Annotated in this window: 22 protein-coding genes; 7 read left to right on the plus strand and 15 right to left on the minus strand. The window is 66.2% G+C overall.

Going from position 1 to position 20,161, the window contains the following annotated elements:
* The first annotated feature begins 9 nt into the window (after nucleotides 1-9).
* Complete coding sequence (locus G6N45_RS08795) at nucleotides 10-1,221, plus strand: MFS transporter (RefSeq protein ID WP_163721718.1); 1,212 nt, start codon at nucleotides 10-12, stop codon at nucleotides 1,219-1,221.
* Between the two features lie 11 nt (nucleotides 1,222-1,232).
* Here the strand turns inward: G6N45_RS08795 and arsA are convergent, their stop codons facing one another.
* From arsA to G6N45_RS08825, 6 genes are read right to left on the minus strand one after another with little or no spacing between them, the layout of a single operon-like run.
* The gene (gene arsA / locus G6N45_RS08800; RefSeq protein WP_163721720.1) at nucleotides 1,233-2,999 is read right to left on the minus strand and encodes an arsenical pump-driving ATPase; all 1,767 of its coding nucleotides are present in this window, start codon (nucleotides 2,997-2,999) and stop codon (nucleotides 1,233-1,235) included.
* An 18-nt stretch (nucleotides 3,000-3,017) separates the two neighbouring features.
* Entirely contained in the window at nucleotides 3,018-3,416 is a 399-nt protein-coding gene (gene arsD, locus G6N45_RS08805; RefSeq protein ID WP_163721722.1) for an arsenite efflux transporter metallochaperone ArsD, read from the minus strand.
* Nucleotides 3,413-3,856 carry an arsenate-mycothiol transferase ArsC gene (locus tag G6N45_RS08810; protein ID WP_163721723.1) on the minus strand — a complete coding sequence of 148 codons (444 nt, stop codon included), beginning with the start codon at nucleotides 3,854-3,856 and terminating at the stop codon, nucleotides 3,413-3,415. The genes arsD and G6N45_RS08810 overlap by 4 nt, the downstream gene beginning before the upstream one ends.
* Nucleotides 3,853-4,944, minus strand: coding sequence for an ACR3 family arsenite efflux transporter (arsB, locus tag G6N45_RS08815; RefSeq protein ID WP_163721725.1), 1,092 nt, complete (start codon nucleotides 4,942-4,944; stop codon nucleotides 3,853-3,855). Before arsB ends, G6N45_RS08810 begins: the two co-directional genes overlap by 4 nt.
* Nucleotides 4,944-5,315 (minus strand): ArsR/SmtB family transcription factor, encoded by a 372-nt coding sequence (locus tag G6N45_RS08820; RefSeq protein ID WP_163721727.1) that lies wholly within the window; start codon nucleotides 5,313-5,315, stop codon nucleotides 4,944-4,946. Before G6N45_RS08820 ends, arsB begins: the two co-directional genes overlap by 1 nt.
* A gap of 24 nt (nucleotides 5,316-5,339) precedes the next feature.
* Nucleotides 5,340-6,641, minus strand: a complete 1,302-nt coding sequence (locus G6N45_RS08825; RefSeq protein ID WP_163721729.1) for an NAD(P)-binding domain-containing protein — start codon at nucleotides 6,639-6,641, stop codon at nucleotides 5,340-5,342.
* A gap of 86 nt (nucleotides 6,642-6,727) precedes the next feature.
* Here G6N45_RS08825 and G6N45_RS08830 point away from each other — a divergent pair, with 86 nt between their 5' ends.
* Nucleotides 6,728-7,096, plus strand: coding sequence for an ArsR/SmtB family transcription factor (locus G6N45_RS08830; RefSeq protein WP_163721731.1), 369 nt, complete (start codon nucleotides 6,728-6,730; stop codon nucleotides 7,094-7,096).
* Here the strand turns inward: G6N45_RS08830 and G6N45_RS28390 are convergent.
* From G6N45_RS28390 to G6N45_RS08845, 3 genes are read right to left on the minus strand one after another with little or no spacing between them, the layout of a single operon-like run.
* Nucleotides 7,081-7,362 (minus strand): DUF3349 domain-containing protein, encoded by a 282-nt coding sequence (locus tag G6N45_RS28390; protein WP_163721734.1) that lies wholly within the window; start codon nucleotides 7,360-7,362, stop codon nucleotides 7,081-7,083. The genes G6N45_RS08830 and G6N45_RS28390 overlap by 16 nt on opposite strands.
* Nucleotides 7,355-7,993, minus strand: coding sequence for an arsenate reductase ArsC (locus G6N45_RS08840; protein ID WP_246228925.1), 639 nt, complete (start codon nucleotides 7,991-7,993; stop codon nucleotides 7,355-7,357). Before G6N45_RS08840 ends, G6N45_RS28390 begins: the two co-directional genes overlap by 8 nt.
* Nucleotides 7,994-8,006: 13 nt before the next feature.
* Nucleotides 8,007-8,684 carry an arsenate reductase/protein-tyrosine-phosphatase family protein gene (locus tag G6N45_RS08845; protein ID WP_163721736.1) on the minus strand — a complete coding sequence of 226 codons (678 nt, stop codon included), beginning with the start codon at nucleotides 8,682-8,684 and terminating at the stop codon, nucleotides 8,007-8,009.
* Nucleotides 8,685-8,883: 199 nt separating this feature from the next.
* Here G6N45_RS08845 and pstS point away from each other — a divergent pair, with 199 nt between their 5' ends.
* From pstS to pstB, 4 genes are all read left to right on the plus strand, one after another.
* A complete protein-coding gene (gene pstS, locus G6N45_RS08850) occupies nucleotides 8,884-10,023 on the plus strand; it encodes a phosphate ABC transporter substrate-binding protein PstS (RefSeq protein ID WP_163721738.1) in 1,140 nt (379 codons plus the stop codon).
* Between the two features lie 93 nt (nucleotides 10,024-10,116).
* On the plus strand, nucleotides 10,117-11,085 hold the full coding sequence (pstC, locus tag G6N45_RS08855; RefSeq protein ID WP_057149152.1) for a phosphate ABC transporter permease subunit PstC: 969 nt from the start codon (nucleotides 10,117-10,119) through the stop codon (nucleotides 11,083-11,085).
* Nucleotides 11,082-11,987, plus strand: a complete 906-nt coding sequence (pstA, locus tag G6N45_RS08860; protein ID WP_163721740.1) for a phosphate ABC transporter permease PstA — start codon at nucleotides 11,082-11,084, stop codon at nucleotides 11,985-11,987. Before pstC ends, pstA begins: the two co-directional genes overlap by 4 nt.
* Before the next feature lie 7 nt (nucleotides 11,988-11,994).
* Entirely contained in the window at nucleotides 11,995-12,771 is a 777-nt protein-coding gene (gene pstB / locus G6N45_RS08865) for a phosphate ABC transporter ATP-binding protein PstB (RefSeq protein WP_163721742.1), read from the plus strand.
* Nucleotides 12,772-12,844: 73 nt separating this feature from the next.
* On the opposite strand, the gene phoU is transcribed toward pstB, so the two are convergent.
* From phoU to G6N45_RS08890, 5 genes are all read right to left on the minus strand, one after another.
* Nucleotides 12,845-13,513 (minus strand): phosphate signaling complex protein PhoU, encoded by a 669-nt coding sequence (gene phoU / locus G6N45_RS08870; RefSeq protein WP_163721743.1) that lies wholly within the window; start codon nucleotides 13,511-13,513, stop codon nucleotides 12,845-12,847.
* 83 nt (nucleotides 13,514-13,596) lie between these two features.
* Nucleotides 13,597-15,561: an LCP family protein gene (locus G6N45_RS08875; RefSeq protein ID WP_163721745.1), complete on the minus strand. Its 1,965-nt coding sequence runs from the start codon at nucleotides 15,559-15,561 to the stop codon at nucleotides 13,597-13,599.
* 236 nt (nucleotides 15,562-15,797) lie between these two features.
* Nucleotides 15,798-16,931 (minus strand): tRNA dihydrouridine synthase DusB, encoded by a 1,134-nt coding sequence (dusB, locus tag G6N45_RS08880; RefSeq protein ID WP_163721750.1) that lies wholly within the window; start codon nucleotides 16,929-16,931, stop codon nucleotides 15,798-15,800.
* Between the two features lie 65 nt (nucleotides 16,932-16,996).
* Nucleotides 16,997-18,004 (minus strand): acyl-ACP desaturase, encoded by a 1,008-nt coding sequence (locus G6N45_RS08885; RefSeq protein WP_163721752.1) that lies wholly within the window; start codon nucleotides 18,002-18,004, stop codon nucleotides 16,997-16,999.
* Nucleotides 18,005-18,112: 108 nt separating this feature from the next.
* On the minus strand, nucleotides 18,113-18,694 hold the full coding sequence (locus tag G6N45_RS08890) for a TetR/AcrR family transcriptional regulator (RefSeq protein WP_163721754.1): 582 nt from the start codon (nucleotides 18,692-18,694) through the stop codon (nucleotides 18,113-18,115).
* Between the two features lie 56 nt (nucleotides 18,695-18,750).
* On the opposite strand from G6N45_RS08890, the gene G6N45_RS08895 reads away from it, so the two are divergent.
* Nucleotides 18,751-19,749: an oxygenase MpaB family protein gene (locus G6N45_RS08895; protein WP_163721756.1), complete on the plus strand. Its 999-nt coding sequence runs from the start codon at nucleotides 18,751-18,753 to the stop codon at nucleotides 19,747-19,749.
* Nucleotides 19,750-19,826: 77 nt separating this feature from the next.
* Here the strand turns inward: G6N45_RS08895 and G6N45_RS08900 are convergent, their stop codons facing one another.
* Nucleotides 19,827-20,138 (minus strand): DUF2510 domain-containing protein, encoded by a 312-nt coding sequence (locus G6N45_RS08900; RefSeq protein ID WP_246228926.1) that lies wholly within the window; start codon nucleotides 20,136-20,138, stop codon nucleotides 19,827-19,829.
* Between the last annotated feature and the right edge of the window lie 23 nt (nucleotides 20,139-20,161).

Here is a 20,161-nt window from a genome sequence, read left to right on the forward strand (position 1 = left end):
GGCGATGACATGAGCGACGCTGCTCCGGCGCAGCGAGGCTCACCCACGGACGCAGGATTGCGCCGCGTCCTGGTGACGCTGTGCCTGACCCAGATCACCAGTTGGGGCGTGCTCTACTACGCGTTCCCGGTGCTGTCTGTACAGATCACCGCCAGCACCGGATGGTCGCAGCCGGCGGTGACAGCCGCATTCTCGGCGGCACTCGTCACCTCGGCGCTGGTAGGTATCGGAGTGGGCCGCTGGCTGAATCGCCGCGGACCACACATGGTCATGACCGCCGGCGCTGTGTTGGGACCCGCATCGTTGGTCGCCGTGTCGTTCTCCCCGAACCTCGCCTGGTTCATCGCTGCCTGGATCGTCGTGGGCGTGGCGATGGGCGCCGTGCTGTATCCGCCCGCGTTCGCCGCGTTGATCCGCTGGTACGGCCCGCGCCACATCGGTGCGCTGACGATCCTCACCCTCGTCGCCGGACTGGCCAGCACGGTGTTCGCCCCGCTGGTGGCCGCCATGAAGAGCGTGTTGGATTGGCGGACAACCTATCTCGTACTCGCATCCATCCTGGCCGCGGTAACGATTCCCGCTCACTTGATAGGGCTGCGCCAACCCTGGCCGCCCGCACCGCACCGCCACCTCGTCGAATCGGCCGGCCGCACCGCCCGCAGTCGCCCCTTCGTCGCCCTGACGATTGCGTTCGCGCTGGCGACCTGCGCTTCGTACGCCATCATCGTGAACCTGATCCCGTTGATGTCCGAACGCGGTATCAGCACGAATGTCGCCGCGATCGCGCTGGGCCTGGGAGGCGTCGGCCAGGTGCTGGGTCGTCTCGGCTACCGGGCTCTGGTGCGCCGCGTCGGGGTCCGGTGCCGCACCGTCCTCGTATTCGCCGCGGTCGCGGTGACCACAGCACTTCTCGGGGTTTTCACCTCAGTTGTCACCCTGACCGCCGTGGTGTTGGTCAGCGGATGCGTGCGCGGGATCATGACTCTGTTGCAGGCTACTGCGGTCACCGAACGTTGGGGAGCAACGCATTACGGGCATCTGAGCGGAATCCTCGCCGCGCCGATCACGTTGTCCACCGCCTTGGGGCCCTGGATCGGCGCGGTGCTGGCCGGCTTCCTGAACGGTTATGTACCGATGTTCCTGGTGCTCGGCGGCATCGGCGTCGTCGCCGCGCTATTTGGTTTGGCCACCATGCCACGAGAGGGTCAAAGCAGCCTGTAACGGCCGCGTCCCTACACCACTGAGGTGCGGGACCCGGTGAGCGCTTCAAGGGCCTGGATGCCGACCGGTTCGGTCGCCAGTATCGGCACCACCGCAACTCGATCCGCATGGTCCGATCTCACCTTGTCGATCTCGGGCAGCTCCGCCACTGCCCGCCGGCGTAGCAGCGCCGACGTCGGATGTGCGGCGGCGAGCGAGTTGTTGATCACCCATGCCCACGGGTGAATGTGGGCGCGTTCGAGTTCCTGCGCTAGGCCGGCGGCTTCGAGGACCGGCGTGGTTTCGGCAAGGGTGACGATGATGACTTTCGTGAGGTCGGGGTCTTGCAGGCGCATGAGCGGGGTAGTGAAATGCCGGTTGCCGAGCTGTCGAGCAACCTCGCGGTGATACGAGCCAGTGGCGTCGAGCAGCAGCAGGGTGTGCCCGGTCGGCGCCGTATCGACGACGACGAACTTGTTCCGAGATTCACCGATCACCCGCGAGAATGCCTGGAACACAGCGACTTCCTCGGTACAGGGCGAGCGGAGATCCTCTTCGAGCATCGAGCGCCCCTGCTCGTCGAGCGCCGCGCCCTTGGTGGCGAGTACATGATCGCGGTAGCCACGGGTCGCCTCGACCGGGTCGATGCTCGACACATGCAGGTTCGCCAGTGTCCCGTGCAGCATCTCGGCGAGGTGCCCGGCGGGATCAGTTGTCGTCAGATGCACCGGGTGGCCACGGCTGGCGAGCGCGACAGCGATCGCCGCAGCGATCGTGGACTTGCCTACTCCGCCCTTACCCATACACATGATCAAGCCGTGGTCACCGGTGGCGAGTTCGTCGACCAGGGCCGCCAGCGGGGCGTCCGGTATGTCGAGACCCGCGTCCACCTCGTGCTCGGGTGCACCCGCACCGGTGGTGAACAGCAACGCCAGCGCGTCCAGCCCGACGATGTTGAAGTCTTTGAGCTCAACCTGATCGACCGGGAGCGTGCGCAACTCGTCAGGCAGGGCCGCGATCGCCTGTTGCTCGCGCGCGTGAATCGCAGCAGCCAGCGGGTCGCCGTTCTCGGCGGAGCCTGGCAGCACCCCATTGATCACGACGTACTGGTGGGTCAGGCCGATGGCCGCGAGTTCCCTATGGGTGCGGGTGATTTCGGCGAGCGTCGAACGCTGGGCGCGGGCCACGAGCACGAGCCGCGTGCGTTGAGGATCCGCTAATGCTGCGACAGCTCCGGCATAGAGGGCGCGTTGCTTGTCGAGCCCAGAAAGAGGTCCCAGGCAGGATGCGTCGCCCTTGCCTTCGTTGAGAAAGTCAGTCCACGAGCCCGGCAACTGCAACAACCGGATGGTGTGCCCGGTCGGTGCCGTGTCGAACAGCACATGATCGAAGTGGGCCACCGGGCCGTCGGCATCGGTGAGCAGCTCGGTGAATTCGTTGAAGGAGGCTATCTCGGTGGTGCACGAGCCGGAGAGCTGTTCGGTGATCGACCGCAGTTCCTCGTCAGGTAACAAGCCACGCACCGGGCCGATGATGCGTTCTCGGTAGGCCTCAGCAGCCTGTTCGGGGTCGATCTCCAGGGCGGACAGACCGTCGACGGCAGGGATCTCGGTGATGGTGTTGCCGATCGTCAACCCGAACACTTGGCCGACGTTCGAAGCCGGGTCGGTGCTGACCAGCAGGACTCGCTTTCCGTTGCGGGCCAGACGGATCGCTGCTGCGCACGCGATGGAGGTCTTGCCTACCCCGCCCTTGCCGGTGAAGAACAGGAATCGCGGTGGATTCTCCAGAAACTGCACCTTGATCGCCGGTCCCTTCTAGCAGCAGTTGGTGCCGCCGGAGCTGTCGCTGCTGCAGCATCCGCTCTGGTCGGTGGCCTGTTCGATGTCGAGCGAGATCGCTCCGGCGGGCGCGTCGACGCCGGCCCAGGCGGCCAGCTGGCCGCGATCGGGATACCGGCCGGTCATCGCGGTGACCCCGTCCACCAGGACCAGCGGTAGCCCGTCGGACCCCGCGAGATGCAGAAACGCTCGTACGGTCTCGTTATCTGCGAAGGCGCGTGGTTCGCTCGCGAGGTTGTAGCGGGAGACGTCGCCGCCGAGTCCGGACACGAAATCCAGGTCGGCGGAGAAGGTGACCAACTGCTGGTCCACGTTTTCGCCACAGACGCCGGTCGCGCAACACAGTGCGGGCTCGAACACTTCGACCTTGCTCATTGAACGGTCTCCTCGGGTTGTGCCGTTGCGGCAGTGTGGATTTGCTCGGCGAGTTGACGGACCCGGGCGGCGATGTCGTCGCGCACCAGCCGCATCCTCTCGATACCGTCGATGCCGCGCTCGGAGGGTTCATCGGTGTCCCAGACTTCGAACTCGGTGCCAGGCAGTGGCTCCACGTGGGCTTCGCGGCCCAGCGTAACGACGATATCCACCGCCCGAACGATCTGCGGGTCAAGAAGTTTCGGCGCTTCGCCGGTGATGTCGACACCGATCTCTGCGAGGCTCTCTGCCGAAAGCGCGTTGACGGCCGTTCCGGGCTTGGTGCCTGCCGAGAACACGTCGACAGTGTCGCCGGCGAGCTGACGCATCAGCCCGGCCGCCATCTGCGACTTGCCGGCGTTCTTCACGCAGACGAACAGCACAGAAGGTTTGTGTGTCATTGCTTCCCCTCGATCACTGCGGGGACGTGGTCGGTGAACCGCCCCCTCAGGGCCAGCGACACGTAGACCAGGGCAACCAGCACCGGGACTTCGATGAGCGGTCCGACGACTCCGGCCAGTGCCTGGCCGGATGTCGCGCCGTAGGTGGCGATGGCGACCGCGATCGCAAGCTCGAAGTTGTTGCCGGCAGCGGTGAAGGCGACTGTCGTGGTGCGCTCGTAGCCCAAGCCGATCGCGGCGCCGAGAATGAAGCCGCCGCCCCACATGATGGCGAAGTAGGCCAGCAGTGGCAGCGCGATCCGCGCGACATCCCATGGCCTGGAGACGATCTGATTGCCCTGCAGCGCGAACAGGATGACGATGGTGAACAGCAGGCCGTACAGCGCCCAGGGTCCGATTCTGGGCAGGAACGTGCCCTCGTACCACTGGCGGCCCTTGACCTTCTCGCCGAACCGGCGGGTCAGATACCCGGCCACCAGGGGTATGCCGAGGAAGATCAGGACGGACTTGGCGATCTGCCACACCGAGGTGTCGATCGTCGTCTGCTCGAGGCCGAGCCATCCGGGCAGCACGGACAGGTAGAACCAGCCCAGCACGGCGAACATGAGAACCTGGAACACCGAGTTGACCGCGACGAGGACGGCGCCTGCCTCGCGGTCGCCGCAGGCCAGGTCGTTCCAGATGATGACCATCGCGATGCAGCGGGCGAGTCCGACGATGATCAGGCCGGTGCGGTACTCCGGCAGGTCCGGAAGCAGCAGCCATGCCAGCGCGAACATCAGTGCGGGTCCCATGATCCAGTTCAGGAACAGCGAAGCCAGCAGAAGTTTGCGGTCACCGGTGACCGTGTCGAGTCGGTCATAGCGGACCTTGGCCAGCACCGGGTACATCATCACCAGCAGGCCGATCGCGATGGGGAGCGAAATCCCATCGAGTTCAACCGCACTCAACGCCTCGCCGAGCCCCGGGACCATTCGTCCTAGGAGCAGCCCCGCGATCATCGCAACACCGATCCACAGCGGGAGCAGGCGATCCAGCGTGGACAGTTTGGCCACCACGGGGTGGTGAGTATTGGTGGGTGCGCTCATCAATCGGTCTCCTCGATGCAGCTGTCAGAGGGCGTGGCGGTCCCGCCTTCGGCGTGCAGGACCGCCGAAAGCCGTTGCAGCGCCGCGGGGATGACTCGGTAATAGACCCACGATCCCCGTCGTTCCTTCTCCAAGATTCCTGCCGACCGGAGCACCTTGAGGTGGTGGGAGATGGTGGGTTGGGACAAGACGAACGTTCCGGAGATGTCGCAGACGCAGGCTTCTCCGCCGGGGTGGCTCGCGATCAGGCTCAGCAGTCGCAGTCGCACAGGGTCGCCGATCGCCTTGAACATCTGGGCAAGAGAAGCGCACTCTGCCTCGCCGAGCGTTTCTCTGCCGGGGGCGCGGAGTAACGCCAACTGATTCGACATTCTTCTATATTGACAAATGTCGAATCAGGTGGCAACCGGGGCCGGCCCGCAGCAGCCACCCTGGTCTGACGCGTCCGGTGCATCGGCGAGGCCGGCGCCACTGCAGACGCCGGTTTCGGGCAGTACCAGTTCGACCTGCCGGGCTGCGTCGTGATCGCCGGCCAGTTCGGCTGCCACGCTGCGTACCTGCTCGTAGCCTGTCAACGCGAGGAAGGTAGGAGCGCGGCCGTAGGACTTCATGCCGACCACGAACAGCCCCGGTTCCTCCGGGTGGGCCAGCTCGGTGGCGCCGTGCGGGGGCACGCTGCCGCAGGAGTGCACGTTCGGGTCGATCGCGGGCGCAAGCTTGAGCGGCGCCTGCAACACAGGATCGAGTTCGAGGCGCATCTCCGAAAGGAACGACAGATCCGGCCGGAAGCCGGTCAGGACCACGATGTGGTCGGCCGGTTCCAGCGCGCGCCCGTCCTCGGCGAGAAGCGTCGCCCGTCGGTCGACGACATCGATGCGTTCGGTCCGAAATCCCGTGATCATCGTTACCAGGCCGGCATCCACCGCGGCGTGGGCGGCGGTGCCCAGCGCGCCGCGCTGCGGCAGTGCGTCGGATGCGCCACCACCGAAGGTGTCACCGATGGCCCCCCGGCGAAGTGCCCAGGTCACCCGGGTAGCGGGACGCTCCCGGGCCACCGCGGCCAGTTCGATCACGGCGGTCATCGCCGAGTGGCCGCTGCCGACGACGACGATGTGCTGATCGGCCCAGCTTGTCGTGCTCTGGGGAGTGGGAGGCGTGTAGGTCACCACACCCGCCGCGGCGCCCTCGCGCTCACCGAGAGCCGGAAGGCCGTCGGCCCCCGCCGGATTGGGTTGCATCCACGTACCCGACGCGTCGACCACCGCCTGTGCCGTCAACGTCGACTCCCGCCCGTCGCGGTCGATGACGTGCACGACGAAGGGCGCGCTGTCCCGGCCGGCGCTCAACACGCGGTCGTGCCCGCGCCGCGACACCCCGGTCACCCGGGTGCGGTAGCGGACATGCGGACCGAGCGCTTGGGCAAGCGGTGTCAGGTACTCGGTGATCCACTCGCCCCCGGTGGGATATCCGCTTTCCGGTGCGGCCCAGCCCGTGGGCAATAGGATCCGACCGGCTGCGGCGTCCACAAGTTCAGGCCACGGAGAGAACGTACGCACGTGCGACCACTGGGCGACCGTGGTGCCCGGCCCGCCGCCGGTCTCGAGCACCAATGGAGTGAGACCCCGCTCCAACATGTGGGCGGCCGCCGCCAGGCCCTGGGGGCCGGCGCCGATCACGACGACAGGCAACTCGAGCATCTCCACTCCTCACATCGATGAACTTCGATGTATCGAACAGTGCCCGACGCATCGAAGTTTGTCAATATGTGTGTCATGATGGGCCCATGACCACCGCAGCGACGCCCGTTAGCCCCGCCGGCGTCGAGTCTTGCTGTTCCTCCGTGACCGGCGGCGTCCTCGATGACGGCGCGGCCGAGCGTCTCGCCGCGGTCTTCAAGGCGCTCGCTGACCCGGCCCGGGTCAAGTTGCTGTCATTGATCGCCGCGGGCGACTGCGGCGAGGCGTGTGCGTGCGACCTGACCGCACCACTGGGGCTGAGTCAGCCGACGGTGTCACACCACATGAAACTCCTGGTCGGCGCTGGCCTCGTTGATCGTGAACAGCGGGGAAAGTGGGCGTACTACCGCGTCAACGACGACGCGCTGGAACGGCTCGCTTCATTGATCGCTCCCAGCCGTCAGGCTTCGGTGTGAGGATGTGAGCATCCGATTGCCCGGCAGGTGCCGATCACGTCCACCGCACTGGGCAACCTGCCGGTCGCTTCTGTGATCGCCACCCGGATCTCGACGGGGTCGTCGCAGGAGGTGCCGACCCTCGCCCGAATGCGCTGAGTTTGCTCACTCGACAGCGAAATCGGACCCTGCAGCGCGATCAATGGGTTGTGTCCCTGCGTGGGTGCACCGGCTGGGTAGCCGCCGCGTAGCCACTCGAGTACTCGGTGAGCGCGGCTGTCAGCCATCGACCGGAACGTCGAGTTCGGCGAGCAGTCCCCGGACGCGACGCTCGATCTCGTCGCGAATCGGTCGGACGTCGTCGACGCCGCGGCCCGCCGGGTCGTCGAGCTTCCATTCCTCGTAACGAAGGCCGGGGAACACCGGGCAAGCATCGCCGCAACCCATCGTGATGATCACATCGGCCGCGCGGACGATTTCATCGGTCCAGGGTTTCGGGTACTCACGCGAGATGTCGATGCCACGTTCGGCCATCGCGGCCACCGCCGCGGGGTTCACTTCGTTGCCCGGTTCGGAGCCGCCGGACCAGGCGACTGCGGCTTCGCCGGCCATCTGGGTGAAGAAACCCATCGCCATCTGTGAGCGCCCGGCGTTGTGCGTGCACAGGAACAGGACGGTCGGCTTGCCGTCGTGATGCTTGCCCTCGACCTTCGCCAGTGCGCGAAGACGTTGCCGCGCAAAGCGTTCGGCGAGCAGGGGAAGGAAGTTCGGGACGCTGGCGCGCCCGGCGAACTGGTCATAGGACGAGTGCAGGAAACGCTCGATGGTCTCCACGCCGTACACGCCGTCGAACTCGCTCTCCAAGCGGGTTGCGGCGGTCTTGAGTGCCAAACACTGGTCGATGGACAGGTCGGTCACGATGTTCTCCTCGTCAAGCGGACGTGATATTCGGAACGAGACGGTCGATACGGTCGGCGAGATCGATGACCGCGGCGTCGAATGCCTCGGCTCGCTCGGTGCGTACCGGGTCGGCGACCGACCAGTGCAGCCGGACCAGGTCGCGGGGTAACTCTTCATGGGCGTTGTCGCAGACGGCGATCACGAGATCGCCGGCAGCGAGGACATCGCCCAAGTAGCGCGGCGCATGGGCGCGAAGGTGCAACTTGTGGCGACGGGCGGCGGCTACCGCGCCGGGGTGGATGCGAGGCGCCGGATGCGTTCCCGCCGATGTTGCGGGCAGTTCGCTGCGCCGGTTCCAGATCGCTGCGGCGAGTTGGCTGCGTGCGGAGTTCTGGCTGCACACGAACACCACGCGACGGGCCTGGCGTTGCGCCGAAGGGATGAGAGCTTCGAGGGCCGAGCGGTTCAGGTTCAGGTAGGACCGCCGGCCGTCGGCTTCGGAGCGCGACTGCCGGACGACGCCGGCCTTCTTGAGCACGCCCAGATGGTGGGCCAGCAGGTTCGACTGCATCCCGAGGATGGCGCGTAGCTCCGACGGCGAGGCGTCGGCCAGCAGCAGGTGATCGACGATCGCCAGCCGGGCGGGTTCGGCAAGTGCGGCAAAGACAGCGGCCCGTGCCGCAGGATCCTGCTTCAGCTCAACAGACATTGAGTCAATAGATACTGAACTAAAATGAGTGCCGTCAACCCCTGCTGCAGAATTGTCGCCTCGCCCCCGTGACCGGTTCATCTCTCGTTCACCGTCCATAGGGCGCTCATTCACCGATAGCCCTTACGTTCACAGCGAGCAGCGACGGTTCTGCTCGACGCGACAGGCGTTCTCCCCGTATCCGTATTGAAGGAGCTTCGTGAAGGCCAAACGAACTGGTGCCGCGCTGAGCATGATGGCTGCCGGCGCCATGCTGCTGTCTGCATGTGGCAGCGACAACAACACCGCGTCGTCGGGAGGGTCCAGTGGCTCGGGAACGGCCTCGGCCTCGGCCGGGGATTGCGGTGGCAAGAAGGCGCTGAAGTCCAGCGGCTCGAGCGCCCAGGCAAACGCGATGACGCGGTTCGTCAACGCCTATGAGACGGACTGCCCCGGGTTCACGCTGAACTACACCTCGAGCGGTTCGGGCGCCGGCGTCTCGGAATTTCTCGGCGGGCAGACCGACTTCGGCGGCTCGGACTCACCGCTGAACGCCGAGAAGGGTGAGGTCGAGAAGGCCAAGGCGCGCTGCGGTGGGAGCGACGCCTGGAACCTGCCCGCGGTGTTCGGTCCCATTGCCGTCACCTACAACGTCGAAGGTGTCGATGGGCTCGTGCTCGACGGCCCGACGGTGGCCAAGATCTTCAACGGGACCGTCACCACCTGGGACGCCCCCGAGATCAAGGCGCTCAACGGCGGGGCTTCGCTACCGGCAGAGCCGATCAACGTGATCTTCCGCAGCGATGAGTCGGGCACCACGGACAACTTCCAGAAATACCTCGACGCCGCCTCTGACGGAGCGTGGGGCAAGGGCGCCGGCAAGTCGTTCGCCGGAGGCATCGGTGAAGGCGCGAAGGGCAACGAGGGCACCTCTGCCGCCATCAAGAGCACGCCGGGCTCCATCACCTACAACGAGTGGTCGTTCGCCAAGGCCCAGGGCCTCTCGGTCGCCAAGATCGTCACCTCGGCAGGGCCTGATCCGGTCGAGTTGAGTACGGACTCCGCCGGCAAGGCCATCGACGCGGTCAAGTTCAAGGGTGACGGGAACGATCTCGTCCTCGACACGGCGTCGTTCTACAAGCCGACCGAGGCGGGCTCCTACCCCATCATGCTGGCGACGTACGAGATCGTGTGCTCGAAGTATCCCGACGCCGAGGTGGCCACCGCGGTCAAGGCCTTCATGCATTCTGCACTCGGCAATGGACAAGCCGGCCTCGAGGAGAACGGCTACATCCCCGTGCCCGACACGTTCAAGAAGCGGCTCACAGAGGCTGTAGACGCCATCAATGCGACCACGTAGCAGTCACTTCCCATGGCCGTGACACCAGATTCGACCGCTGTGGGCTCGTCGGCCAAGCCGGCGAGCCCACAGCGGGATGGGGATACTTCCTCTATGCCAACCAAACCCGGGAAGGGCTCGGCGTTGAGGCGGGGCGACGGACGTTGGGGCGACACTGTCTTCAAGTCGATCGCGATCGCCGCCGGGGCCACCATCATCGCTGCGATTGCCCTGATGGCGCTCTTCCTGATCATCAAGGCGATCCCGTCCCTGCAGGCGAACAAGGCGAACTTCTTCCTCAGCACCGAGTTTCTCACCAGCGACTCGAACAATCTGCGCTTCGGCATCCGCGACCTGTTCATGGTCACCGTGTTGAGTTCGGTGTTCGCACTGGTCATAGCCGTGCCGATCGCGATCGGCATCGCAGCTTTTCTGACCAATTACGCGCCGAAGAGAATGGCTCGGCCGTTCGCGATGCTTGTCGATCTGCTGGCGGCGGTGCCGTCCATCGTGTTCGGGCTCTGGGGAATCTTCGTGCTGGCACCCTGGCTGTCTCCGGTTGCCACCTTCCTCAATGACAACCTGGGCTGGTTCTTCCTTTTCTCCCAGGGCAATGTGTCTCTGGCGGGCGGGGGGACGATCTTCACGGCCGGCATCGTGCTCGCGGTGATGATCCTTCCGATCATCACCTCGGTCACCCGCGAGGTCTTCGCGCTCACCCCGCGCGGCCACGTCGAAGCGGCCCAGGCTCTCGGCGCGACCAAGTGGGAAGTGATCCGGATGACCGTCTTCCCGTACGGACGTAGCGGCATGATCGCCGCATCGATGCTGGGCCTGGGACGCGCACTCGGAGAGACGATCGCCATCCTGATCATCCTGCGTACCGCCGCTCAGGCGGGCCACTGGTCGCTGTTCGACGGCGGATACACGTTCGCTTCCAAAATCGCCTCGGCGGCAGCAGAATTCAGTGCCCCGCTGCCTACAGGTGCCTACATCGCCGCCGGTTTCGTGCTCTTCGCGCTGACGTTCGTCGTCAATGCGTTGGCCCGGGCCGCGGCCGGAGGAAGGGTCAGTGGGGGATGACACAAGCAACTCTGGACCACCCGGTGAAGGCTCCGACCTTCCATCCGGTCAGCACCAGCCGAAAGATCAAGAACAACATCGCGACGATCCTGTTCACCGCGTCGTTCGCGATCGCGATGGTTCCGTTGGGTTGGTTGCTGTGGACGGTCCTCGAGAAGGGCTTCAAAGCGGTCGTCTTCTCGACGTGGTGGACCAACTCGCTGGCCGGCGTGCTTCCTGAGGACTTCGCCGGTGGCGTGTACCACGCGATCTACGGCACACTCATCCAGGCCCTGATCGCCGCGGTGTTGTCGGTGCCTCTGGGCGTCATGGCTGCGGTCTACCTTGTCGAATACGGCAAGGGCCGGCTCGCCAAGGTCACCACCTTCATGGTGGACATTCTCGCCGGTGTGCCGTCGATCGTGGCTGCGCTGTTCATCTTCGCCTTGTGGATCGCAACCCTGGGATTCGAGCAGAGTGCCTTCGCAGTGTCGTTGGCCTTGGTGCTGCTGATGCTTCCCGTGGTGGTCCGCAACACCGAGGAGATGCTCAAGCTGGTTCCCGATGAGTTGCGAGAGGCGTCCTACGCGTTGGGCATTCCGAAGTGGAAGACGATCGTCAAGATCGTCGTTCCCACCGCCCTACCGGGAATGATCAGTGGGATCCTGCTGGCACTCGCCCGGGTGATGGGAGAGACGGCGCCGGTGCTCGTGCTGGTCGGGTACAGCCGGTCCATCAACTTCGATGCCTTCGAGGGCAACATGGCTTCGTTGCCGCTGCTGATCTACACCGAGCTGATCAATCCGGAGGAGGCGGGCGTTCTGCGTGTCTGGGGCGCCGCGCTGACCCTCATCCTGATCATCGCGGCGCTCTACGTCGGCGCTGCGCTCATCAACCGATATCTGACGCGGAACAGACTTTAGGAGCCTCATGGCCAAGCGGCTGGATCTCAAGGATCTCAACATCTATTACGGCTCGTTCCACGCGGTCGCCGATGTGGGATTGTCGGTCACGCCTCGAAGTGTGACCGCCTTCATCGGCCCGTCCGGCTGCGGGAAGTCGACGGTGCTGCGCACGCTGAACCGGATGCACGAGGTCATCCCCGGTGCCCGCGTCGAGGGCTCGGTGCTGCTCGACGGCGAGGACATCTACGCCCCAGGCATTGATCCGGTGAGTGTGCGCAAGACCATCGGCATGGTGTTCCAGCGCCCGAACCCGTTCCCCACCATGTCGATTCGCGACAACGTGGTGGCCGGGCTGAAGTTGCAGGGCGTGCGCAACAAGAAGACCCTCGACGAAACCGCCGAGCGATCGCTGCGTGGCGCGAACCTGTGGACCGAGGTCAAGGACCGGCTCGACAAGCCCGGCGGTGGACTGTCGGGCGGTCAGCAGCAGCGGCTGTGCATCGCCCGCGCGATCGCGGTGCAGCCCGACGTGCTGCTGATGGACGAGCCCTGCTCGGCGCTGGACCCGATCTCGACGCTGGCCATTGAAGATCTGATCGCCGAGCTGAAGCAGGACTACACGATCGTGATCGTCACGCACAACATGCAGCAGGCGGCGCGGGTCAGCGACCAGACGGCATTCTTCAACCTCGAGGCCACCGGAAAGCCAGGTCGCCTCGTCGAGATCGACGAGACCGAGAAGATCTTCTCCAACCCGACGCAGAAGGCCACCGAGGACTACATCTCAGGCCGCTTCGGCTGACAGACCATCCTGGCAACAAGTAAGCCCCCCGGAGGACATGTCCCGGGGGGCTTTCTTGGCGAATCTGCCACCCTCAGCGCTGGGCGGGCAACTCCTCCTCGTCCGGGGTGTGCCCGGTGACCTGGAAGATCACCCGGCGGGCGATCTCCACGGCGTGGTCGGCGAACCGTTCGTAGAAGCGGCCCAGCAGGGTCACGTCGACCGCCGCGGCGACCCCGTACTTCCACTCCCGGTCCATCAGGACCGTGAACAGATGCCGGTGCAGGTCGTCCATCGCGTCGTCTTCTTCGCGGATTCGGGCCGCCTTCTCCGGATCACGCGTGAGGAGCACCTCTTGGGCGCTGTGGCCGAGTTCGACCGCGACACGTCCCATTTCGGCGAAGTAGCCGTTCACCTCTTCGGGCAGTGCGTGTTGCGGGTGCCGCCGGCGGGCGATCTTCGCGACGTGCAGCGCCAGCGCACCCATCCGGTCCACGTCGGCGACGATCTGGATCGAGCTGACGATCGCCCGCAGGTCGCCTGCGACCGGAGCCTGCAGTGCCAGCAGCACGAACGCACTCTCCTCGGCGCGCACACTCATCGCGACGATCTGTTCGTGGTCGGTGATCACCTGTTCGGCCAGGGCCAGGTCGGCCTGCAGCAGGGCCTGCGTGGCGCGCTCCATGGCTACACCCGCCAGCCCGCACATCTCGCCGAGCTGGTTGGTGAGGCCCTCGAGCTGTTCGTGGTACGCGGTTCGCATGCTCAAAAGCCTACGGGCATCGCCGGGCGATCGTCACGAGCTGTGCGGTGAACGACAGGTGAATGCCACCTGCCCAGATGGAGCTACTCGCAGGAGGTGTCTGCGGCGTTGGTGACCGTCAGGTCCTCGGGCAACGCGGTGGACGAGGACTTCGACCCGCGCAGGACGTGCACCTTCACGGTGGAGCCGCTCGGGGTGGGCGCGGCGACGGCGGAGAAGTCGCTGCCGAGAACCACCTGCACGACGTCGCCGAGGCCGCTCGCGCGCTCGATCGTCGGATCGGGGAACGACGACGCCACCGTGGCCGCCGCTTCCTCGTTGCCGGGGGAGAAGAACACCGTCGTGTGCTCGAGCGGGCCCGGATAGTCGTCGGGGCTGGTGATGTTGAAGCCGTGGGCCTGCAGCGCGTCGGCTGCCGTGGAGGCCAGGCCCGTCTCGAACGTGGAGTTCGACACCTGGACGGTGACGTCGCCCGGGCTGGTGGCGACGGCATCGATGATCTCGCCGTCCTGCGGCGCGGGGTTCTCGCCGGATTGATCGGGCGCAGGCTTGGCCAGCGACTCGGGCGTGCCGGGCACCGGGGTGTTGTCGGCGTTGCGTTCCTCGGGCAGCGGATCGTCGTTGATGATCGCGTCGAACAGGGCCCGCATGTCGTCGGTGCGGGGGATCTCATTGCCGTAGTCGTCGGCGTACCCGACGGTCGGCACGGTCACGAACGTGATCCGGCCCGCGTTCACGCCCTGAACCGACTGGCCGAGATCGACGAGGTCCTTGGTGTCCAGGTTGTCGACGTAACTGTCGTTGATGAACATGTTGACGACGTTGTTCAGCTTCGACAGCGAGAAGAAGGTGTCCTTGGAGATCAGCGACCGCAGCAGCGACGACAGGAACCGCTGCTGGCGCTTGATGCGGCCGTAGTCGCCGTTGGTCTCGGTGGTCACCTGGCGGGCGCGCACGTAATTCAGCGCGGTGTGCCCGTCGACCACCTGACGACCCCCGGTGGCCAGCACGGTGCCCAGCTCGTAGTCCTCGATCGGCGTCGTACTGCAGACCTCGACCCCGCCGAGCGCGTCGACCATCTTGCTGAAGCCGGCGAAGTCGACGGCCATGAAGCGGTTGACGTGCAGGCCGGACATCTTCTGGATGACCTTGACCAGGCACTTCGGCCCGCCGACGGCGAACGCGGAGTTCAGCTTGTACTCGGTGTACGCCTCCTCCGGCCCCCACGACTCGGTGTCCTCGTCGTAGATCGGCCCGTACTGCCGCGTCTCCGGATTCCAGACCTCGCACTTCATCGGCTCGATCTTCAGATCTCGCGGGAACGACACGGCGACCACGCGCTGACGATTGGCCGGGATGTTGACCAGCATCACGGTGTCCGACCGGGCGCCGGCGGCGTCCTCGGTGGTGCCCGCACCCATGTCGCTGTTGTCCCCGATGCGGGTGTCGGTGCCGACGATCAGGAAGTTCTCGTCGCCGAACTGCGCATTCGGGTCGAGGATGTCGCGGGAGTCGGGATCGAGCGCCGAGACCCGGTTCAGCAGGTTGTTCTTGGCCGACTGCCACTGCCAGGCGCCGCCCGTGAGAACCAGGGCGAGGACGGCGACCAGGGCGGCGACACCGCGTCCGGCGATCATGCTGCGCCGATGTCGGGGAAGGCGCTTTACGGTCGGCGTGCGGTGCGGCCGGCGCACCGCCGCGAGGTCGGGCAGTTCGGAGGGGTGGGCGTCCAACGCCGGCAGGATCGTGGTGTCCAGCTCGTCGGCCGGGTACGGCTCGGCTCCGTCCGGCTCGGGCTCGAACTCCGGCTCGGGTTCGGCCCGGTGGCGCTTCGGTTCCGAGGGCGGAGTGCCGCCGTTGATCTTGGCGATCAGGTCCGCGACGGTGACGGGACCGGTCTGCGTCGGCGCTTCCGGGGGTTCAGAGGGGTCGGTGGCCCGCTCCCACGGCGCGGCGCCTGGTGCGGGCCGCTTCGATCGGGTAAGCCAGTCACCATCGGCGTCGCCGGAATTCGGACGGCCGGGAGTGGCGTGATCACCGTCACTCATCGTCTACCGGCCTTCCAGCTCCCGCGGGCCCACATGACATGCGTGCGCCACGAACGCGCACCGGCACGCAATTCGCCGAGTGCCTACTCACAGTCTTAAAGCACTGGTCCCGGCTCCGCCAGCGGAGCGGGGCAGTGTGGCACTTCATCGTACTGAGACATCCTGAGAGAGAGCCAGCGGAGATCAGATATCAGATGACGATCGATACCCACTCGCAACAGTCTCTAAACGGGCGTTCAGCCGCCCGAGTGCATGACGTCGGCTCCGACGGGCACCGCGCAGTCATCCGGATCGTCGAGCCAGTTCTCGGGCAGCGACACCGAGGCCGCCGAGCCCTGGCGGCCGCGCGGACCGTTGGCGGCCGCCGGGAACGGCACGTCGGGATCGAGTTGATCGAGTAGGTCGTCGAGCTCGGAAATCGTCTTGACCAGCGCCATCGACCGGCGCAGGTCCGCCCCGGCCGGGAAACCGTGCAGGTACCACGCCACGTGCTTGCGGATGTCCCGCATCCCCTTGTCCTCTCCGAAGTGCGCAGCGAGCAACTCGCCGTGACGACGAATGATGGACGCGACCTCGCCCAGAGTGGGCGGGGTCGCCGGTGTCGCGCCGGTGAATTCGGCGGACAACTCGGCGAACAGCCACGGCCGTCCCAGGCAGCCCCGGCCGATCACCACACCGTCGCAGCCCGTCGCGGCCATCATGGCCACCGCGTCTCGAGCGTCGAAGATATCACCGTTGCCGAGCACCGGAATCCCGGTGACGTGGGCCTTCAGCGCGCCGATCTGCTCCCAGTCCGCGGTGCCGGAGTAGCGCTGAGCGGCGGTGCGCGCGTGCAGTGCGACCGCGGCGGCGCCCTCCTCGGCGGCGATGCGTCCGGCGTCGAGGTGCGTGTGGTGCTCGTCGTCGATGCCGATCCGGAATTTCACCGTGACGGGGATGTCCGTGCCCTCGGTGGCTCGCACCGCGGCCGCGACGATCTGACCGAACAGGCGGCGCTTGTAGGGCAGGGCGGCTCCGCCGCCACGCCGGGTCACCTTGGGCACCGGACAGCCGAAGTTCATGTCGATGTGGTCGGCCAGGTCCTCCTCGACGATCATCTTGGCCGCGGCGTAGGTGGTCTCCGGGTCGACGGCGTAGAGCTGCAGAGACCGCGGCGACTCGTCGGGCGCGAACGTCGTCATGTGCATCGTGACCGGGTGGCGTTCCACCATGGCGCGCGCGGTGACCATCTCACACACGTACAGCCCGCTGACAGTGCCCGCGCGGCTGAGCTCGAGTTCACGGCACAGCGTGCGGAAGGCGACGTTGGTCACCCCCGCCATCGGCGCGAGGACGACGGGGCTGTGAAGGTCGAACGGCCCGATCCGCACCCCGGGGGCAGGAGCGAAGCGACCGGGGGGAGTATTCAGGGACCGGGCCGATCGAGGGGTGTCTGTTACGAGGCTGATGATCCCACCAGCTGAGCCTTGGCCGCCTTCTTCTCGGCCATCTGGGCCAGCCGCGCTTCGCGGCGCTGCTTGGCGACCTCGAACTTGTCGACGGCTTCCTGCAGTTCCTCCACCAGGGCACCGAGATCGTCGCGCATCCGGGCGCTCTCGCCGTTGAAGTCCTCGCGCTCGAAGATGCGCCACTTCTTGAGCACCGGCATCACGATGTCCTCGAGGTGGATCCGCGGATCGTAGACGCCGCCGGAGGCGATGGTGACCGCGCGCCTGCGGAAGTCCGGGATCGTGTAGCCGGGCATCTTGAAGTTGCGCAGCACCTTGTGCAGCGACTTCATCGCCTGGTCCGGGGCGATCTCGAAGCCCGCCTCGGAGACGTCGCGGTAGAAGATCATGTGCAGGTTCTCGTCGGCCGACACGCGCTGCAGCAGCTGGTCGGCGATCGGGTCGTCACACGCCTTACCGGTGTTGCGGTGCGAGACGCGGGTGGCCAGTTCCTGGAACGTCACGTAGATGACCGAGTCGAACAGGCTCTCGGCGAACAGTTCGATCCCGCCCTGCTGGTTCTGGCCGGGGGAGAAGCCGCGGGTCATCTGCTCGACGCGCAGCATCTCCAGCTCGACGGGGTCGACGTTGCGGGTGACGACGAGGTAGTCACGCAGCGCGATACCGTGCCGGTTCTCCTCGGCGGTCCAGCGGTTGACCCAGAACCCCCAGGGCCCGTCCATGCTGAAGTTCATCGCGATCTCGCGGTGATACGACGGCAGGTTGTCCTCGGTGAGGAGGTTCGTCAGCATCGCGACCCGGGCGACTTCCGACAGCTTGGACTGCTCGATGTCCCAGTCCTGGCCGCCGAGTGCGTAGTAGTTCCTACCGTCGGACCACGGGATGAAGTCGTGCGGATTCCAGTCCTTCTTCATCTGCATGTGCCGGTTGACCAGAGGCTCGACGACGGGCTCGAGTTCGGTCAGCAGCTGCAGATCGGTCAGGTCCTTCGCCATGACACCTCCGGTTATCTGTACCTGATGGTTGCACTCAATATATCTGTGTAACTCGGTGACATTCAAGTCACCGCGCCGTAGCTCACACGGCGGACGACAGTGGACGACTCAACTCGATGCGCGGCTGAGCAGGAGCTCAGCGCAGTGATCGATGAACTCCTCGCGGGTCGCCGCCAGGCGGCCGTCCAGATATGCGGTGAACAAGGCAGTGAGTGCCCCGATCAGCCCGGTGGCAACCATGGTCTGCCTCGTGGGGTCGGTGATGCGCGTCAGATTGTGCTGCAGCAACTCGATGAAGTTCGGCATCCAGCGCGCCCCCGATTGGGCGAGAACGGGTTCGGCTTCGGGCGCCAGCAGCAGCACCCGGCCCCGGGCGGGATCGTCGACCATCAGCGAGACGAACCGCTCGACGGCGTCGCGCATGCTCTCCGAGCGCATCAGCGTCGCCATCGCCGCACTGCAGACCTCGTCGTAGACGGCCGCCACGTACTCGTCGCGGTCGGCGAAGCTCTCGTAGAAGTACCGCTCGGTCAGGCCGGCGGCACGGCACACCGCGCGCACGGTCAGGCTCGGTCCGCCCGGGCTGCCCAGCAGGCTGATGCCCGCGGTGATCAGCTCGTCGCGGCGCAACGCCTGGCGGTCCCGCAACGGGACGCCCGACCATCTGCCGCGTCGTTGACCGGACGGCACAGTCCTCCTAAGCTCGCAGTGACAACGCCTGTAGTCAGAATCGGGGAAACTCAGCAGTGACTCAAGATACGTCCGTCTCGTGCCCGGTGAACAGCGGATCCGTCGCGGCCGGGTGCCCGGTCACGAGCGGCTACGACGATGTGCCCGCGCCGCTCGGCCCGGATTCGCTCACCTGGAAGTACTTCGGTCAGTGGACCGGCATGCTCCAGGGGCCGTGGGCCGGGTCGATGCAGAACATGCATCCCCAGCTCGGCGCCGCGGTGCAGCAACACTCCATCTTCTTCCTCGAACGGATGCCGAGGCTGTTCCGGTCGGTCTACCCGATCGGCGGCGTGGTGTTCGACGGGCACCGCGCACCGAAGACCGGGGCCGAGGTCCGCGATTACCACATCGGCATCAAAGGCGTCGACGAGCAGGGCCGGCGGTACAGCGCGCTGAACCCCGAGGTCTTCTACTGGGCGCACGCGACGTTCTTCAAGTCGACGCTGCTGGCCGCCGAATGGCTGGGCGGCGGATTGACCGAGGCCCAGAAGCGGCAGCTGTTCGACGAACACGTGACGTGGTACCGGATGTACGGCATGAGCATGCGAGCGGTGCCCAAGAGCTGGGAGGACTTCGAGCAGTACTGGGACCACATGTGCCGCAACGTGCTTGAGAACAACTGGGCGGCGCGCGAGGTGCTGGACCTGTCCACGATGCCCAAGCACCCTTCGCTGGACTGGATGCCCGACTGGCTGTGGCGCCTCAACGTGGCGGGAATGCAGCGGTTCTTCGACTTCACCACCGTCGGGTTGTTCGACCCGCCCGTGCGGGAGCTGATGGGCTACACCTGGTCACCCCGTCAGGAGCGGCTGCACAAGCTGTTCGGCGCCGCGGTGTATCAGGTCACCAGGGCGCTGCCCAAACGGATGCTGATGCATCCGCGCAAACGTTCCGCATGGGACCGTGCGCACGGCCGGCTACCGGCCGACGCGCCGCTGGTCGAGACGCCTGCGCGCAACCTTCCGCCGGTCGAGTACCGCGACGACCCGCACTTCTACAGCCCGAAGGTCTGACCGCGAGGCTCCGTTGAAACTGCGCCCACGGCGGGATTCACCCGGCGTTTCGTCACCGCCGGCGCAGTATGAACGGGTCAGCGGGCCGCGGTGTATCCCGTCCAGGCGGCGCCGTCGAAGTAGCGCATCAGACGCCCGTTGTCGGGGCTGACGTACCAGCCCGGCTGAACCGCGGGGTATCGGCCGAAGGTGCCGCGGGGGTCACCGGCGAGGCAGAGTCGGTGTTCGAAGTCGGCGCGGGCGCGTAAGCCGGCGTCGCGGACGACGGCCGCACGGCGGCGCCGCCTGATCGCGACGATCATCCCGGCGCCCACGATCACCACCAGGGGCGAGTACCAGCCCAGCCACAGCCACCACACGGCCACCGCGGCCGCGGTCCCGACGACCACGGGATGACGTCGCGAAAACGGCG

It is taken from the genome of Mycolicibacterium psychrotolerans (assembly GCF_010729305.1).
Lineage (GTDB): Bacteria > Actinomycetota > Actinomycetes > Mycobacteriales > Mycobacteriaceae > Mycobacterium > Mycobacterium psychrotolerans.

Coding starts and splice junctions, on each gene's coding strand:
- G6N45_RS08795 (WP_163721718.1), top strand. CDS start 10: ATGAGCGACGCTGCTCCGGCGCAGCGAGGCTCACCCACGGACGCAGGA.
- arsB (WP_163721725.1), bottom strand. CDS start 4,944: ATGAGCGCACCCACCAATACTCACCACCCCGTGGTGGCCAAACTGTCC.
- phoU (WP_163721743.1), bottom strand. CDS start 13,513: ATGCGAACCGCGTACCACGAACAGCTCGAGGGCCTCACCAACCAGCTC.
- G6N45_RS08885 (WP_163721752.1), bottom strand. CDS start 18,004: ATGGCGAAGGACCTGACCGATCTGCAGCTGCTGACCGAACTCGAGCCC.
- G6N45_RS08830 (WP_163721731.1), top strand. CDS start 6,728: ATGACCACCGCAGCGACGCCCGTTAGCCCCGCCGGCGTCGAGTCTTGC.
- G6N45_RS08845 (WP_163721736.1), bottom strand. CDS start 8,684: ATGTCTGTTGAGCTGAAGCAGGATCCTGCGGCACGGGCCGCTGTCTTT.
- G6N45_RS08825 (WP_163721729.1), bottom strand. CDS start 6,641: ATGCTCGAGTTGCCTGTCGTCGTGATCGGCGCCGGCCCCCAGGGCCTG.
- G6N45_RS08875 (WP_163721745.1), bottom strand. CDS start 15,561: ATGAGTGACGGTGATCACGCCACTCCCGGCCGTCCGAATTCCGGCGAC.
- G6N45_RS28390 (WP_163721734.1), bottom strand. CDS start 7,362: ATGGCTGACAGCCGCGCTCACCGAGTACTCGAGTGGCTACGCGGCGGC.
- pstB (WP_163721742.1), top strand. CDS start 11,995: ATGGCCAAGCGGCTGGATCTCAAGGATCTCAACATCTATTACGGCTCG.
- pstA (WP_163721740.1), top strand. CDS start 11,082: ATGACACAAGCAACTCTGGACCACCCGGTGAAGGCTCCGACCTTCCAT.
- G6N45_RS08820 (WP_163721727.1), bottom strand. CDS start 5,315: ATGTCGAATCAGTTGGCGTTACTCCGCGCCCCCGGCAGAGAAACGCTC.
- arsD (WP_163721722.1), bottom strand. CDS start 3,416: ATGAGCAAGGTCGAAGTGTTCGAGCCCGCACTGTGTTGCGCGACCGGC.
- pstC (WP_057149152.1), top strand. CDS start 10,117: ATGCCAACCAAACCCGGGAAGGGCTCGGCGTTGAGGCGGGGCGACGGA.
- G6N45_RS08810 (WP_163721723.1), bottom strand. CDS start 3,856: ATGACACACAAACCTTCTGTGCTGTTCGTCTGCGTGAAGAACGCCGGC.